Raw genomic sequence first — 16370 nt, forward strand, 5'->3', positions numbered from 1 at the left:
TGCTTAGTGGCCTAGATAAAAAGGTAGGGGCTATGCGAAGATTGGTAGGACGTGGGCTATTCAAGTATGGCGTGAGCGTAGTGGTCATGGGACTGCAGGTCTCGTTGGCTTTCGCTCAAAGCGCAGAGACAAGTGATCCTGGCAAAGACGAAGCAAGGACACGCTTCAAGCAAGGTGTCGCCCTTGCGCGCAGTGGAAACTGCGAAGGAGCAACTGCCGAATTTGAAGCCTCTTATGCTCTTTATCAACGTCCCAACACCCTCTACAACATCGCGCAATGCCAAGAAACCTTGTTTCGTTACGATCGCGCAGTGGAGTACTATGAAAAGTTTCTTGCGATTGCAGCGCCAGATGATCCCGATCGTCCCGCAGTGGAAGCAACGATGCGTTCCTTGCAAAACCTGCTCGCCCGAGTCGAAGTTCAGTCCAACCTGCAAGGTGATGTGTGGATTGGCGATCGAAAAATCGGCGTAGCCCCAGGCACAGTGCTACTGCCAGCTGGACGGCATGTGCTCGAAGTCAGGCGTGACGGTTATTTGCCGGCGCGGCGCGAAATTCAAGCTGCTGGACGGCAAACCTTGAGCGTAAGCGTGGAGCTTAAGCAAAGCATAAGCGGCACCCCAGCTCAGTCCGATGAGGCTCCTCGGCATAAGCTTACGACGACAGTGACTCACGAGGAGGACTCTGGCGGGCTTTCGCCAGCCTTTTTCTGGGGAGCCCTGGGCGCGACGTTAATCAGCGCTGGCGTAGGTACTTTTTTTGGGCTTCAAGCGCTGTCTTTAAAAAGCGACGCCGATAATATTGATCCACGCTTGTCACGCACAAACGAAAAATCTGACATTGATAACACGGCTTTGATGGCGGACGTGTTTTTTGTTGGGGCTGCAGCTTTTGCGGCAAGCAGTGTGGTGCTGTTTATTCTTACGGACTGGGAGGGCGGCAGCAAACGAAAAGAACGCATGATGAGCGCCGAGGCCGCTTCAGTGACTCCGTGGTTTTCAGCCCAAAGCGCAGGCCTTAGTCTTAAGGGGGCGTTATGAAAAAGTATCTACTCCTCGCATTGCTACCTTGCCTTAGTGCTTGCAGTTTGATGGGGCTCAGTAATGGTCTTGATCCGCAGGGCTGCCTTGATAAATCACCAGACTTTTGCGACGACCTTAATACGCTCCAGCCTACAGGAGATGACTGCAGCGCATGGGCTTGCGATCCGAACGCTGGCGTTTGTGCGATTCTTCCTCTGGATGCCGATAAAGATGGCGCTCCAGCGGCGGAGTGTGCTCCTGAAGGCGTTGAAGGCGATTGCGACGATACCAATCCCAACAACGCACCAGGCCTAGCCGAAAGCTGCGATGCCGCGGATAACGATTGCGATGAACTGATCGATGAAGGTGCGTACGCCTTGCCTGACCCGGTGATGCTTGCAGCCCTCGCTGGCGATGAAGAAGCTGAGGATGCACGATACGCCACTGGCGATGAGACTGATCCTGTGGGGATTGTCTATACATCAAACAAAAAAGACATGAATGGGGGCATCATCAGTCGTCTCGGTTTTGCCTTTTCGGCACACTTAGACGAGACAACAAGCCGTTTTGGACAGGTGATCGAAGGTAATACTACGACCAACAATTCGATCATCCGAACACCCACAGCCATTACACGTATGGGTAGTGACTCCTTCATGGCACTTAGTGTGTTTTCGACGATTGGAAACTATTCCTACGGCCTGGTTCCAGGAGTGCTTTTGGACAACGATACGAGCTTGTCTTATTATCCTGGTTATCTGGGCTTTAGCGGAACGAATGTGCCACTTCCACCGGTTAGTCAACCTGCGGCATCCGCCGTGGGTGGTGATGTTCTTGTCATGTACCAAAACCGTGCGCCTGATCCACAAAACGATAGTTGTCAGAGCACAAACGAAGCCAGTTTGATCACTGGGCTTGCGGAGCGTCAACAGCCGAATTCAACATATATCTACGCCCGACAGGATAGTTCCACGCAGATTTATGTTGGCAATGGCACAACAGATCGTCTTTCTCCTCCGGCCATACTTGCCTTCACCAATTCAAATCCCAGTACCTGGATCGTAGCCTATGCTGGCTACAACGAAATCAGGGAACTTGGTATTTATATCTATCGCGTTGTTAAGACCTTTGATTCTGCGACCAACAACATCCCCGTCATCAAAGCGTATGGGCCTCTTTACAAGGAGGGGACTACTGATGGTGGCCGTCTCGGTGATGTTGGTTTGGCTTGGGGTGAGGCTGGCGATGGAGAACGACAACTGGGCTTGACCTTCCGGAGTGGTTGCGGCGCACAGGCTCAAAGTTATCTGCGATTGCTCAGTGCCACGGGAGGTTCTGCTGCTTTGGAACTCAGCCCGCAAGCCTTGGTGGCTGCACCAACCCCGAGCAATCAGGTGGAGCAGATTCATCCGAGTGCGGTGTGGCGCACAGCGGATGCTTCGGAATGGCTCATGATTTGGGAAGAAGAACGTAGCTTTGTTAAAGCTGCACGGATTAGCAAAGCCGGCGAGCTTATCGATAGCGAAGCCTATACGGTCTTGGGTGATGATGCTTCTGGAACTTCAGGGCTGATCCAAGAGGGCAGTTTTGTTAAGAGTACCGCGGATGGTTTTGCTCTGGTAAGTTATATTGAAGGCGATTCAAACAAAGCATTTTGGGCTCAAAGTCTAGTTTGTGATCCCGGAGCGGCGAAGTAAATCATGTTACGTATCTTCATTGTTCTTACCTTGTTGCTGAGTGCGTTGGCTTGCGGTCGAAAAGGCGATGAAGTTCGGGAATGGAGCCCACAAGATCATGGCCAGCCGCCCACCGATCCCAGCCGCACTCCGCAGGAGGCTGAAATGCCATCCGAACTGCAGGCTGCAGCGGCGATATGGACCATAAGCTGTTCACGTTGCCATGGTCCCAAAGGACAAGCTGATGGCCCTGAGCGTCCACCTTCTGTGGTGATGGCGGATCTCAGTTCAAGCGAATGGCAAATGGCACGCAGCGATGAAGAGATCGCGACTGTCATTGCAAAAGGCCGCAACCTTATGCCTTCCTTTGAAAAGCAAATTGGGGCCGAAGGCGTGCAAGCCATGGTTCAAGTAGTGCGCAGCCTGGGTCCAGCGGAAAAGCCCGAAGAGTAAAGCGTTGAGTTGTGGCTGAGGAGCCCTGTTTTACGATGTAAAAGTGAGGGTTTTGGTGTCGCTTTGCTCCCTTTTTCCAGCATGCTAAAGCTGGGCATGCGCGCTATTGTCATCGTCTTTGCTTTGATCTCACTTTTGTCGTGTAACGACTCAGGAGATAAGGCTTATCGCATAGGCGAGCTGAGACTTGATCCTTACGGCAATGCGCCCATGGCGGCGGTGGTGACGCTGAGCGCAGACCGTTTCTTGAGCGTTGAGCTAAGCATTGAAGCTGAGGGTCGGGATTCTTGGAGTACTCAATTTGATGTTCCAGCAGAACAAAACTGGGAGCTTCCCGTGATCGGTCTTTTTGCGGGTCGAGAAAATCATGTGACGCTTCGGTTTTTTGCAGAAGAAACGAGCGTAGGAGAAGAGCATTTTACGGTTCAAACGGAAGCCCTACCTGAGGATTTTCCGGAGATTACCGCAACGGGCGAACACAATGCACAAGAGATGACCTTTGTGTTGTGGTACCGCACCCCGGCAGCGCGTCTTGAGACGGTGGGCCTGTTGGTTGATAGCAAGGGTGAGGCGCGTTGGTATTCAAGTTTTGCGCAAGCCAACCTAGCGCCCATGGAGATCATCGATGGCTTGATTTACACCAGTGACGCTAAGAGCAAAGTCTTTGTCTATGATTTGCTAGGCAAAGAGCGACAAAGCGTTGACATTGCCGAGCACGGCTTTACTGGGATTCATCATGACATCGTCAAAAAACCAAATGGCAATTTGATTCTTCCTGTGGATGAACAAGACGGTGCTTATACAGAAGATTTTCTTATTGAGGTCAATCCGGATAAAAGCAGCCTTGAAGGTTTATGGGATCTGAAAGACGTTTTACCTGACGTTGCCGATGTGCTTGCGGGTACACCAATGACACAAACAGGTGGTGATACGGCAAACGAGAACCCGCTGCAGCGCAGCGACGATCCGATTCACAACAACGCCGTGTTTTATGATCCCAACGATGATGCCTTGCTTGTCACATCGCAGCGTATCGGTGTGGCAAAGCTCTACCGAAGCGGCGGTCTACACTGGCTTTTGGCGCCGCAGCTGATCAACTTCATCGATGATGTGGACCACAATGGCCAAAGCGATAGCTTAGAGGCTGGATACACAGCCGACGATCCAAGTACCTGGACTGGGGATTTTCTAACGGACAACGAAAAATCAGCCGCCTACAGTCAGCTGCGCTACCCGATCAATGGTAAACCTGCGCAAAACTATTCGGGCTTTGAGTTTGCTTATCAAGAGTTTCTGCTACAGCCTTTGGATGAAAAGTCCGACGCGATCAGCTCGGAGAGCGAATTGCTTGGTTTAAAAGACCATGCCGATTTTGCTTATCCCTTTCGTCCCCATGCGGCGATGGTCTTAGAAAATGGCCATCTTTTTCTTTTCGACAACGGCTTGAATCGCAATTTTGGAGCGCCGATGAGCTCTGGGTCTTACAGTCGTGCGGTGGAATACGAGGTTACGCCCGATAGCAGCGATGGTTTTGGCGGAACGGTAAAACAAGTCTGGCAATACCGGCTTTCAGTCGAAGCCGACTGGTACGGCTTTAGTCCGATTGTCAGCGATGTGGATGAACTTGCGAATGGTCATCGTCTGATCGTGTTTGGTGCTTTGGGTTCCTCGATTTTGCTGGGGCAATGGGCTGATGCGTACGGAAGTGGTCCCAAAGGAGCGTTGATCACTGAAATTGATCCAAGCACGGACGAAGAGCTCCATACGCTAAGCTTTGAGCGCACTATTCTTGATAACTATCCAAATACTGAACTTTCCATCTACCGGGCCGAACGTATGGATCCCTATCAAGCGTGGAGATAAAGACGATGAAACGATTCACAGTTTTTTTGTTTTCGTTACTGATGAGTGCTTGTTTCTTTTCGGGATGTTCAGGAAGTCGTGAAGCAAAATCTACCGAAGACAGTGTCGATGCTGGAGGAAAAGATGGTGCGGGTCCGGATCAGGTATTTTCCATTGAACAGCACGATCAAAGGCTTATTGTTGATCCCTATGGAGTAGCGCCTCTTTCCGCGATGTTGGTGATTAGCGATGCACGTCTTTCTCAAGAACAGATCGATGAGGTGCATATTTCCTTTTTGGACCCGGAACATGCGTTTTCAGTGGTGCTAGACTATAACGATGAACATTATGCACGTGACTATCTTGATCCGGATTTGCTAAGCGAATCCGAGATTGGTGTGCCTCTGTTGGGATTGGTCCCTGACGTTGTAAATGCAATCGATGTTTCCATTGTGACTGCCGATGCGACTTTTAGCACACAACTCAGAGTGCGACCTGCAGCCATCGACGTATCGTTGCCCAGTATTAGCATCGAGCGCAAAGACGAAAGCAAAATGGAGCCCGGCTTTAACATGGCGGCCTTTTATGGCCTAGCTACCGAACACCTCGCTCGTCCTCTGATCTATGATCATCAGGGTGTGTTGCGCTGGCTGCTGCTACTCGATCGGGCGATCTCTCCCGGATTCATCACGCCAGTGGAACGCCTGAAAAATGGCAATTGGATTTTGGGTATTTCCAATGTGATCTACGAGTACAACATGTTGGGGCGTGAGGTGGAGCGATGGGTTTTGCCGATTCGCTATAAACAGCATCACGATATTTTTGAGATGCCAAGCGGAAATTTCTTAGTGACGGTGACGAATAGTGAAGCGAGCATTTTGGACGATGGTGAGATGATTCCGGCCATCAATGATCATGTGCTTGAGGTGAAAAGAGATACAGGACAAATCGTAAACCTATGGAATCTTTCTGAGTTTTTGGACGTGGATCGTGACGACCTTACCGGAGCGGATAACGACAGCGATTGGCTCCATCTGAATTCCATGATCTATTCTGCTGACGACGACAGCATTGTAATTTCAGGCAAGCACCAGGGGCTGGCAAAAATAACGCGCGGTGGTGAGGCGGGCGATCAGGTCAACAAGAACAAACACTTGGTATGGATCTTGGCGCCACATGTGGGATGGAACAAAGCCGGCGCGCAAGGTAATGGGATGGATCTCGCACCCTATTTACTTAGCGCTGTGGACGAGCAAGGCGTGCCCTATGTTGATGACATCCAGAATGCTGTTTATGCCACCGATGAATTTGAATGGTCTTTTGGACAGCATGCGCCTTTGATTCTCCCCAATAGCCATCTCTTTGTGTTTGATAACGGCACCAACCGCGACATGGGAGATTTCCTTTTTATCGGTTACAGCCGAGGTGTCGAATATGAAATCAGACCAAGCATTTCAGGGCTTGGCGGCACCGTCCATCAAGTCTGGCAGTATGGCAAAGAACGAGGGCAAGAACTCTATGCGCCCGTCATTAGCGATGTTGATGTGGGCGCCAGCACCGGTAACCGCTTCATCATGCCCGGTTCGTACACGCAGAAACCCAACGGTGATGTGGGTGAGGTAGCGCGCATGGTTGAAGTGGCCTATCCGAATAAAGAAGTGGTCTTTGAGGCGCACCTGCGTATGCAAGGCGCCCATCCCTGGGAGAGTGAGATTTGCTATCGTCAAGAACGCTTGTCGCTATATCCCTACAGTAGGGCTGCAAGCCAGTCCCCAACTAAATAGAGTGCTAAGACGCCTAAGACACCTTCAAACAATCGGATAAACACATGCTGAGGGATTCTACTTAGCAGACGTTTTCCTAAGAGGGTGCCCATCATCACGCATGCGACCAGCGTTAGAAGAAGAGGCACATGGTCTTGATAAGGAAAGCCAAAAGCTAGGAATGCTGGAATCTTGAAGATGTGGGTCCACATTTGGCAAATGGCTTTTGTTGCGATGATTTGTTCTTTCTCCAAGTCATCGCGCAAGAAGAAAGGCGCCAAAAAAGGACCGATGGCGCCGACAAAAATGGCCAGAAATCCGGTAATGAGGGCTACCGGAACAAAGACCCACAGCTTAAGTTGTTTGAACTTTCGTTTGTGATGACGCCAGTACAAGAACGCCAAAATAAAAAGCCCAATAAAGGGTTTGAGTCCGTCGAGTTTGCTTCCAGACCATAGATAGGCGGCAAGGGTAATGCCAGGAATAAGACTAGGCGCGTAGATAAAGAAGATTTTCCAATAAACGTGTCTAAGGAAAACCATGACACGCGTGAAGTTTGAAATGAGCTGTACGGCTCCATGCAGGGGAACGACATCCTTGGCCGGTAATAAAACAGTCATTACCCCCACAAGGGTCAAGCCTCCGCCCATACCGAGCACGGCAGAGAGAGCTGATGTGAGCAGGGCAGCTATCGCAAGAAAGAACAGCACGGAGATGACCATAGCCCGTTGCCTGTACTGCGCCTAGTTTGACTCACTGCTAGGCGTTAGTGCCCCAACATGCCAGAATTGGCATGTTTTTTATACATTTAATGCCAGGTTTGGCATTAAACAGCTAATTTCTATGCATTCGCTGCTATCTGTATAATCGCATTATGAGCTTTGAAAAACGCGCGCGCTTTGTGGACATGTTGAGCATTTACCGAGAGGCCACGTCGCGTTTCGGATCCCGACCGTTGTTTGGAATCAAGCAAGAAGGTCAGTGGCATTGGATGAGCTATGACAGTTTTCATGGCACGGTGGAGATGTTGCGTTCAGCGCTGTGTGAGCGAGGGCTAGAGAGAGGTGATCGTGTTGCATGTATTAGCAACAACCGACCGGAGTGGGCTGCTGCTGCATACGCGACTTATGGATTTGGGGGCGTGTTTGTCCCGATGTATGAAACGCAGTTGGCTAAAGATTGGAAATACATTTTAAAAAATTGCGCTGCCAAGGCTGTCTTCGTAGCCAATCATAAAATTGCTGAGGCCGTAGCGGGTTTTCGTTCTGAGCTTCCGGACTTAAAGTGTGTGGTGTGCCTTAACTCTTGTGCGGATGTTAGCGGTTGCGTTGAGTTTGATAGTTTTCTTTTGGAAGGCAAAAATAAAACGCATGCGATGTTAAGAGTTGATCCTGAGGAAAGTTGTACTTTTATTTACACTTCGGGCACGACCGGAACACCAAAAGGAGTGATGCTGTCGCATCGCAATATTGCTTGCAATGTCAGTGCATGCATTGAAGTTTTTCCTGTCTCCGAAAGCGATCGTTCTCTGTCGTTTCTGCCCTGGGCTCATGCTTTTGGTCAAACGGTCGAATTGCATAGTCTGTTTGCTCAGGGCGCATCGATGGGCATTGCCGAAAGCGTTGATCAAATCGTGACCAATCTAGGGGAAGTTAAGCCGACCTTGCTCTTTAGTGTGCCTCGTATTTTCAATCGGATTTATGCGGCTTTGCACAAAAAACTCGAAAACGAGAAGTGGATTAAAAAACGACTTTTTGAGCTGGCCATTGAGAACGAAGTGGCACGAAAAAAACTCGCCCAAGACGGACGGAGCAGCATGGTGCTTGATAGCGCGCATCGCTTCTTTGATCGTGTGGTATTTAGCAAAGTACGCGAACGCTTCGGCGGGCAGTTGCGCTACGCGTTTAGCGGTGGTGCGGCGATTTCCAAAGAAGTGGCCGAGTTTATCGATAATCTGGGCATCACGGTTTATGAAGGTTATGGATTGACAGAAACTTCGCCGGTAGCAACTGCAAATCGACCGGGCGCACGAAAAATCGGCTCAGTTGGCCAAGCCGTTCCGGGCGTAAGCATTACTATTGATAGTTCAAAAGTCTCCGATGAGGGTCAGGGTGAAGTCGTGATTCATGGCCACTGCGTGATGCAGGGCTATTATGGGCTCGATGAAGAAAACGCTAAAGTATTTACAAAAGATGGCGGCTTTCGAAGTGGTGACATGGGTTATCTTGATGAAGATGGCTTTTTGTATCTCACTGGGCGTATCAAAGAGCAGTACAAGCTTGAGAACGGTAAATATGTTTCCCCTGGACCGCTTGAAGAGGAACTAAAACTTTCGCCCTATATTCTTAACGCTATGGTGTACGGTGAGAACCGACCCTACAACGTTGCGCTTATCGTGGCAGATCTGGGAGCGGTGTGCGACTGGGCAAAAAAGCAGGGACTTGTTGTGTCGGGTGGCAGTGAGCTGCTCGAGCAAGATGAAGTTAGGCAACTCTTTGAAAAAGAAATCGCTGCGCATGCTGCTGTTTTCAAAGCCTTCGAGAAAATTAGAAAGTTTGCGCTGGTTGCCGAAGATTTTACCACCGAAAACGGGATGTTAACGCCAACCTTGAAAATAAAACGCAGGGTGGTTTTGGCTCGTTACGGGGATGTACTAAATGCCTTGTATGGCTAGCAGTTTATAAGAACTCTATTTTTTCTATGTCAGATGCTGTCCGAGGCAGTATCTGAGTGAGACGCACCGTTGACTGACATTTTACATAAGAAGAGCCTGGGGCAGCGTATACGAACATTTGCATTGTTTATGTTGTTGTTCATCGCAGCGTTGTTTGGTGGGGCCGCTACATGGGGCTATTTTGCGATTTTTGGCAAGGCCGGCATGCAAGATGATGAGGGATTGCGGGTGCACCAAACTCCTGCAGTGGTTGTGGCAGTTCGCAAACTTGCTAGGCTCGAGAGTGCTCAGTTTAATGTTGAGCGCGTAGTGGACCTAAGCGATGAGCAGCGCACCTTGTTTGGTCTGCTTAAAGTCAAAGATGCCATTTTGCTTGTTGCGTCAGGAGAAGTCATTGCAGGCGTTGATCTTGCCGAGCTTGTCGATGGTGATTTTGTGGTGAATAAAGCAAAACGAAGTGCGAAGATTACATTGCCTCCACCACGTATTTTTTCGGTCCGTGTCGATAGTGAACGTACCTATGTTCATAGTCGGAAAACCGATTTGTTTGCGGATCGAAAAGAAGGCTTAGAAGCTAAAGCAAGACAGCACGCCGAGCAAAGCATTCGCAAAGCGGCTCAAGAGGGCGGGATTCTAGACCATGCTCGGCGCAACGCATCACGAACCGTAAAAAGTTTGGTGCAATCACTTGGCTATGATGATGTGAAAGTTTATTGGAGCGATCGATGATTGAAAAGGAACTTATATACCCCACAGACGACTTGCGTATTGATCGCTTGCGGCCTCTTATTCCGCCAGCCATCCTTATGGAGGAGTTGCCGCTTAGTGATCAAAGCGCGAAACTTGTTTGGCAGGCGCGCCATGAGATTACCGAGGTGCTTCATGGCAACGACGACCGTCTGGTCGTGATCATCGGACCTTGCTCGATTCACGATCCAAAAGCGGGACTTGAATATGCCAAGCTCTTGAAAGCGGCAGCCGATCAATACGATGAAGACTTGTTGGTGGCTATGCGTGTGTATTTTGAGAAGCCACGCACGACAACAGGCTGGAAAGGCCTTATTAACGATCCGAACTTGGACGGAAGCTTTGCGATTAATCAGGGCTTGCGTTTAAGTCGTCGTTTTTTGTTGGACATCATTGATATTGGTTTGCCAGCAGCGTGTGAGTTTCTTGATCCGATTTCACCGCAGTTTATTGCCGATCTTGTGAGTTGGGGCGCGATTGGTGCACGGACCACCGAAAGCCAAGTGCATCGTGAGCTTGCTTCGGGTTTGTCCATGCCGGTGGGCTTTAAAAATGGTACGGGCGGAAGCGTGCAAATTGCGATCGATGCAATTCGTTCGGCGGCAAGTCCCCACCGCTTTCTTTCAGTGACCAAGCAAGGTGTGGCCGCAATTGTCAAAACCAAAGGCAACGAGGACTGTCACGTGATTTTGCGCGGCGGTAGTACGGGTCCAAATTACAGTGCGGAGCACACTCAAAAAATCGCTGCGCTTTTGAGTAAAGCGGGTCTGCGGGAGAAACTTATTGTCGATTGCAGTCATTCGAACAGCGGTAAGAATCACGCAAAGCAGCCGGAGGTAGCGCATCACATTGCTAAACAAGTGAGTGATGGAGCATCTCATATCATGGGTGTGATGCTGGAGAGTTTTATTAAAGACGGCAATCAAGCACACAACACGCATGATAAACTCGAATATGGACTCAGCATCACCGATGCATGCATGAGTTGGGAGCGCAGCTTGCCTGTGCTTGATGAACTCGCTCAGGCGGTACGTACGCGCCGCAAGCCTAAGGCCAATCCGTAGTAAACTTATTCATGGACGGTGGGGCGCTGAAAGGCAACAGGTTCGCGTTCGCTCAACCTATTGCCTTTGACGCTTGACCGAGCATCTATGGAATTGTACCCAGGGTTTACTGTCTGTGACTCAGGGCAGGATGAAGAAAGTTAATACCGTTAGCGAAGTTCCAATTCGATAGTGGATGATTCAAGCGGCTACCTTGGTAGCTCGGCGCAGGCCGAGTTACCAAGGTAGAGCGCCAATTCGTAATAACATTTACGAACGCTTAAAAAGTTCACGTAGAACAACAGTGGCATAAGCGCCGCTGGGCAAGGTGAAACAAAGTCGCAAATCATTACGATCATCGGGGTGATGGTCAATTTCTAAATCGCTTAGGCCGACGCGCAGTGGTCGGCGAGTACCTTTACCAAACTTCGCAAAGTTTCGAAGTATAGCTTCATTGAGCCCCCATTGATCCATCGCAGCGCTTTCCCGCGCGAGCACTTCTTTGTGGCTGCACGCATTTTGATTCCAGGCATGGGGCCGGTGGGGCTTATTTCAAAGCTCTCGAGTCTGCGTTGAGCATCGGCGAGATTTTCGGTATCAAACATGCCGCCAGTGTCTTCTTTCCTATAGATATCGCCGGGCAGGGCTTTGCTGAGTTCTTTATTGCAGATGCGCTCGTTCAGAACGCTGTTAAAGACAGCCGATTGCAGGACCGAGACGTAGAGCTTGCGTTCAAAAGCTTTGCGTGGAGCCTTGCCGCCTTCGATGAGCCAGGCTTTTGCTGTTTCAAGGTTTCTTAGACCGAAACGTTGTTCTCCAAAATAGTTGGGGACTCCCTGCTCTGATAAAAGCTTTAGGAGGGCTTTGCTTTGCTCTAAAAATGGCCCTGCGTCGCGAATGCGCAAGCGAAAATGATTGCTTCTAAGATGACCTGTTCGCAGTTTGTGCGAGTGTCGAGCGCTTTGCAGCACACGGATGTTTTCCAGTTCAAGGCCATCTACAGAGACTTCTTGGGGACAGAAAAAACTTGCCCACTGACTAGTTATGGCGTGTTTATCTTTAAGGCCTGCATAGCCGCTATCTTTTGGATCACAGCCCAAAGCGAGCGCTATCGAACGGACGGCTTGTGGGGTGCTCAGTTCCTTTTTCTCGAAGTGTACAAATAAGTGCTCGCCTTCGCCTTCGGGCAGATATGCGGGCATTTCGTGGACTTCGAAATCTTCTGCTTCGATGCGTGCTCTGCCTGAAATTGCTGGAATCTCTGCGCTTAAAAAAGCAAGGGAGCTCGGGCTTGCATGGGACATGGTGAGGATTATAGTAACGGCATGATGCGGTTGATGGTTTGGATAGTCACTTTTGCGCTTATTTTCTTCGTTTGGCGAGTCACTTTTGCGCTTTTAGGACGCATTTTTTCACTTATCCCGCCTTGGGGCTGGGGTGTTTTAGCGCTTTTGGCTGGGCTCTGGTGGACCAAACGTCGCCGCGCACATCGAGCCATCCGAGTCAAAAGCACCATCCACGACCTGCACGGCTCAAAAACAGCAGGAAATTCTTCTGGCGCGGTGATTGATGCAGAAGGCCGCGTGATAAGTGAACATACAAGCAGCGCGTAGCGTTAGGGGGTTTCCCACTCGAGCGACAATCTTGTAAAAGGCAGTCATGTTTCGATCGATTGCTGGAATTCTTACCGTTTTTGTTACTTTGCAAGCTTGTGGGGCACCTGCTCCCGTGAGCGAGACGGCTTCGGCGCCTACGCTGCAAAAAAAACAGTCTTCGCGACGTATCCGGGAAATCGTGCCCACCGGACGATTGCCTCGTGATGTTCGTCCTTTGCATTACTATTTAGATCTAGAGGTTGATCCCGATCAAGCAACCTTTTCGGGGCGGGCTCGGATAGAGCTTTCACTCAAACGTAGGCGCCACCGCATTTGGATGCACGGCCAAGACTTGAAGGTTCGTTCGGTGACCGTCTCTGGCCAAAGAGTGGGCCGGGAGCATGCGACTTGGAAAGTTGTTAATAAAACTGGCCTTGTTGCATTGCGTTTTCCCAAAGCAATGGGTCCAGGAAAGGTGAACGTTGAAATTGAATATTCGACGACATTTGCGCCAGGTCTGGCGGGTCTTTACCGAGTTGAACAAGACAAACACAACTACGCCTATACTCAGTTTGAGCCTATCTCCGCGCGGCGCGCTTTTCCATGCTTGGATGAACCGGCTTTTAAGACCCCATTTGATCTAAGCCTTACCGTAGAAAGCTCGGATGTGGCGGTTGCCAACACGCCTGAGCTTCACAGTCGCGATTTGGGGAATGGAAAAAAGCGCGTGCGGTTTTCAACAACACGACCGATGCCTACATATCTTGTGGCGATGGCGGTGGGGCCTTTTGACGTAGTTCAGGCGCAGGACATCCCAAGCAATGAGCGACGAAATACGAAAATACCTTTGCGAGGTATCACGACCAAAGGCAAAGGAAAGCAGATACAGTTTGGTTTGGACAAACTTCCCAAGCTTCTTACTGCTTTGGAAGACTATTTTGATATTGCCTATCCCTATTCGAAACTCGATATCATTGCGATTCCGGATTTTAAGTCTGGCGCCATGGAAAACGTTGGAGCGATTACGTTTCGTGAACAATATATTATGATGGATAAGCAGGCTGCTTCTAGCGCGCAACTTCTTACTTACTATGCGGTTATGACACATGAGCTTGCGCATCAATGGTTTGGCAATTTAGTCACCATGTATTGGTGGCATGATTTATGGCTTAACGAGTCTTTTGCTACGTGGATGGCGGCGCGTACTCTTGACGAGCTCATGCCGGAGTTTAATATGAAGATGCAAGAGCTTCGAGCCGTGCATGCAGCCATGGACGCCGATAGTTTGGTTTCGGCACGTCAAATTCGTCAGCCTATTCGAAGTGATCACGATATCGAAAACGCTTTTGATGCAATTACCTATACCAAAGGCGGCGCTATTCTTTCGATGTTTGAATCATGGATGGGGGCTGAAGCGTTTCGTGATGGCATTCGTCGGTATTTGCGCGCACACGAGGATGGCAATGCGCGCACTGAGGATTTTCTAACTGCATTGGTGGGTGAAAAAAATAAAGAAGTTGCCGCTTCCTTTAGTAGCTTTTTACATCAGCCGGGTGTTCCACTGATTGAGTCAGAGCTCGAATGCAAAGGACGCGAAGCTAAACTCCGGGTCACTCAAAACGCTATTCGCCTAGCGGCTCAACGGCACGAGGAGGCCAACGTTGGCAGATTCCGCTGTGTGTACGTTTTGCTACGGGCAATAGCGGGAAAGTTGAGAGGAAATGTTTTCTTCTCACCCAAGCTCAGGAAGAGCTGACGCTCTCTGAAAAAGGCTGTCCAAGTTGGTACATGCCGAATGAGCATGGCGCTGGCTACTACCGTTGGCGTGTGCGTCCTTCTGAGCGTGCGGCGCTTAGCAAGCTTGCTTGGCGCAGGCTTGATAATGAAGAGCGGGTATCTTTTGGCGAAAGTCTTCGAGCTGGGTTTTCGGATGGATCGATCGAGGGCGCGGATGTGCTTGATGCCTTTGTTGCTTTTGGGTCAAGCAATCAAAGTCAGGTCGCTCAGTATCCGATGGCTCTTTTGGACTTTGCGGCAAGACATATGCTTGATGAGAGTCAGTTTGGATCGTTTCAAAACTATGCGGATAGACTCTATGGCCGTGTCTATCGCAAGTTGGGCTGGAAAGGGAAAACATCCGATGAAAATGATTCGTTCATGCGCCGGAACGTTGTACGTTTCTTAGCCCTCGTGAGCAAAGATCCCAAAGTAAGGAAACAAGCCGTACAGCTTGCTAATTCCTTTTTAGGTTTTGAAACCACCAAAGACAAAGAAGCAAAATTTGCTCCTGAACTCCGTGAAGTTGTCTTAAAAGTTGCGGTTCAAGAACAAGGTGAGGCCTTTTTCTCGTTTTTGGAGAAGGAGTTTGTTGAAAGTCAAGATGCATTGTACCGACAAGAGCTTCTTGCCGCACTGAGTGTGGCGACGAATCAAAAATTGGCAGAACGTGCTAGAAACCTTGCGCTTGGCCAAAAGCTTCGAGCTAACGAAAAAATGATACCACTGTACATGCAGATGGCGATGCCAGAGCTTAGGGACCAGGCTTGGGACTGGGTCAAAAAGCACTATGACGAATTGGTGGCTAAGCTTCCTGAGGGACGTGCTGGACAACTGCCTTTGCTTATGTCGGGTTTTTGTTCGACCAATAAAGCCGAGGAGATTGGCCAATTTTTTGAAAACAGGATCCATCAATTGCTAGGTGGTCCAAGAAACTTAGCTGCGGCAATTGAGTCGACTCGTCTTTGCGAAGCCCAGGTTAAGCGACAAGGACAGTCCGTAAGGGCTTTCTTTGATTAGCAAGCGAGTCTTGTTTTGATTGATTTGTGATGGTTACGATGCGAAGTCTGGTAGTCCATGAAATATATGCTTCTCTTCAAGGTGAATCTTCCTTTGCAGGAATTCCTTGTGCCTTTGTACGTTTAACGGGCTGTAATCTGCGCTGCAGTTGGTGCGATACGCCGCAGGCTTTTCATGACGGCAAGCGATTGAGCTTTGATGAAATTATTGAAAGCACTATTGCACTCAATACTCCCTTGGTTGAGCTCACTGGAGGTGAGCCATTGTTGCAAAAGCAATGCTTGGCTTTGTTAGAAGAGTTTGCTGATTTGGGAAAAACTGTTTTACTTGAGACCAGTGGTGAAAGAGATATTTCAGGGGTTGATTCAAGAGTGCATCGTATTATGGATCTCAAAGCTCCTGGAAGCGGAGAAGTCGATCGAAACCTCTGGGAAAACATCGCACACCTTACTAAGCGTGATGAAGTTAAAATCGTTGTAACCGATCGCCGCGATTTTGAATGGGCGATGCAAGTGAACAACGAACACGCGTTAAGCGAGCGCGTTGCTCATCTGTGGCTGAGTCCCGTGTTTTCCGTTCTTGATCCCAAAGAACTCGCAAGTTGGATACTGGCGGTGCCAAGTGGCGCTCGCATGCAACTTCAACAACATAAATATATCTGGGGGCCTGACACGCCAGGCGTATGAATACGGCTATTTATTGAAATCGGGCTGCCAAAGCGCTTCCTCAGCTGAAGTGGGAGGCATTGCGCTTTGGCTG

15 protein-coding genes are annotated in these 16370 nt (G+C 49.7%); 12 read left to right on the top strand and 3 right to left on the bottom strand.

All coding sequences use genetic code 11. The features are described 5' to 3' along the window. The first annotated feature begins 32 nt into the window (after positions 1 to 32). From IPJ88_06645 to IPJ88_06665, 5 genes are all read left to right on the top strand, one after another. Positions 33 to 1040 carry a PEGA domain-containing protein gene (locus tag IPJ88_06645; protein ID QQR91400.1) on the top strand — a complete coding sequence of 336 codons (1008 nt, stop codon included), beginning with the start codon at positions 33 to 35 and terminating at the stop codon, positions 1038 to 1040. Next, positions 1037 to 2719, top strand: coding sequence for a putative metal-binding motif-containing protein (locus tag IPJ88_06650; GenBank protein ID QQR91401.1), 1683 nt, complete (start codon positions 1037 to 1039; stop codon positions 2717 to 2719). The genes IPJ88_06645 and IPJ88_06650 overlap by 4 nt, the downstream gene beginning before the upstream one ends. Before the next feature lie 3 nt (positions 2720 to 2722). Continuing rightward, positions 2723 to 3151 carry a cytochrome c gene (locus IPJ88_06655; protein QQR91402.1) on the top strand — a complete coding sequence of 143 codons (429 nt, stop codon included), beginning with the start codon at positions 2723 to 2725 and terminating at the stop codon, positions 3149 to 3151. A gap of 63 nt (positions 3152 to 3214) precedes the next feature. Continuing rightward, positions 3215 to 5014 (top strand): aryl-sulfate sulfotransferase, encoded by a 1800-nt coding sequence (locus IPJ88_06660; protein QQR91403.1) that lies wholly within the window; start codon positions 3215 to 3217, stop codon positions 5012 to 5014. Positions 5015 to 5019: 5 nt separating this feature from the next. Further along, entirely contained in the window at positions 5020 to 6777 is a 1758-nt protein-coding gene (locus IPJ88_06665) for an aryl-sulfate sulfotransferase (GenBank protein QQR91404.1), read from the top strand. On the opposite strand, the gene IPJ88_06670 is transcribed toward IPJ88_06665, so the two are convergent. Beyond that, positions 6741 to 7478, bottom strand: a complete 738-nt coding sequence (locus IPJ88_06670; protein ID QQR91405.1) for a sulfite exporter TauE/SafE family protein — start codon at positions 7476 to 7478, stop codon at positions 6741 to 6743. The genes IPJ88_06665 and IPJ88_06670 overlap by 37 nt on opposite strands. Before the next feature lie 152 nt (positions 7479 to 7630). On the opposite strand from IPJ88_06670, the gene IPJ88_06675 reads away from it, so the two are divergent. The 3 genes from IPJ88_06675 (at position 7631) to IPJ88_06685 (ending at position 11241) form a co-directional block, all read left to right on the top strand. Further along, positions 7631 to 9430, top strand: coding sequence for a long-chain fatty acid--CoA ligase (locus IPJ88_06675; protein ID QQR91406.1), 1800 nt, complete (start codon positions 7631 to 7633; stop codon positions 9428 to 9430). A gap of 129 nt (positions 9431 to 9559) precedes the next feature. Further along, on the top strand, positions 9560 to 10159 hold the full coding sequence (locus IPJ88_06680) for a DUF4230 domain-containing protein (protein ID QQR91407.1): 600 nt from the start codon (positions 9560 to 9562) through the stop codon (positions 10157 to 10159). Then, entirely contained in the window at positions 10156 to 11241 is a 1086-nt protein-coding gene (locus IPJ88_06685; protein ID QQR91408.1) for a 3-deoxy-7-phosphoheptulonate synthase, read from the top strand. The genes IPJ88_06680 and IPJ88_06685 overlap by 4 nt, the downstream gene beginning before the upstream one ends. Before the next feature lie 249 nt (positions 11242 to 11490). On the opposite strand, the gene truD (IPJ88_06690) is transcribed toward IPJ88_06685, so the two are convergent. After that, complete coding sequence (gene truD, locus IPJ88_06690) at positions 11491 to 11694, bottom strand: tRNA pseudouridine(13) synthase TruD (protein ID QQR91409.1); 204 nt, start codon at positions 11692 to 11694, stop codon at positions 11491 to 11493. Continuing rightward, complete coding sequence (gene truD / locus IPJ88_06695) at positions 11607 to 12524, bottom strand: tRNA pseudouridine(13) synthase TruD (protein QQR91410.1); 918 nt, start codon at positions 12522 to 12524, stop codon at positions 11607 to 11609. The genes truD (IPJ88_06690) and truD (IPJ88_06695) overlap by 88 nt, the downstream gene beginning before the upstream one ends. A gap of 21 nt (positions 12525 to 12545) precedes the next feature. Between truD (IPJ88_06695) and IPJ88_06700 the strand changes: the two genes are divergently transcribed. The 4 genes from IPJ88_06700 to IPJ88_06715 are packed head-to-tail and all read left to right on the top strand — an operon-like array spanning position 12546 to position 16297. Then, entirely contained in the window at positions 12546 to 12833 is a 288-nt protein-coding gene (locus tag IPJ88_06700) for a hypothetical protein (GenBank protein ID QQR91411.1), read from the top strand. 46 nt (positions 12834 to 12879) lie between these two features. Further along, positions 12880 to 14571, top strand: coding sequence for a hypothetical protein (locus IPJ88_06705; GenBank protein QQR91412.1), 1692 nt, complete (start codon positions 12880 to 12882; stop codon positions 14569 to 14571). A gap of 32 nt (positions 14572 to 14603) precedes the next feature. After that, a complete protein-coding gene (locus IPJ88_06710; GenBank protein ID QQR91413.1) occupies positions 14604 to 15611 on the top strand; it encodes an ERAP1-like C-terminal domain-containing protein in 1008 nt (335 codons plus the stop codon). Between the two features lie 38 nt (positions 15612 to 15649). After that, positions 15650 to 16297, top strand: a complete 648-nt coding sequence (locus tag IPJ88_06715; protein QQR91980.1) for a radical SAM protein — start codon at positions 15650 to 15652, stop codon at positions 16295 to 16297. Positions 16298 to 16370: the final 73 nt, after the last annotated feature.

The organism is Myxococcales bacterium (assembly GCA_016699535.1).
GTDB lineage: Bacteria > Myxococcota_A > Polyangia > Polyangiales.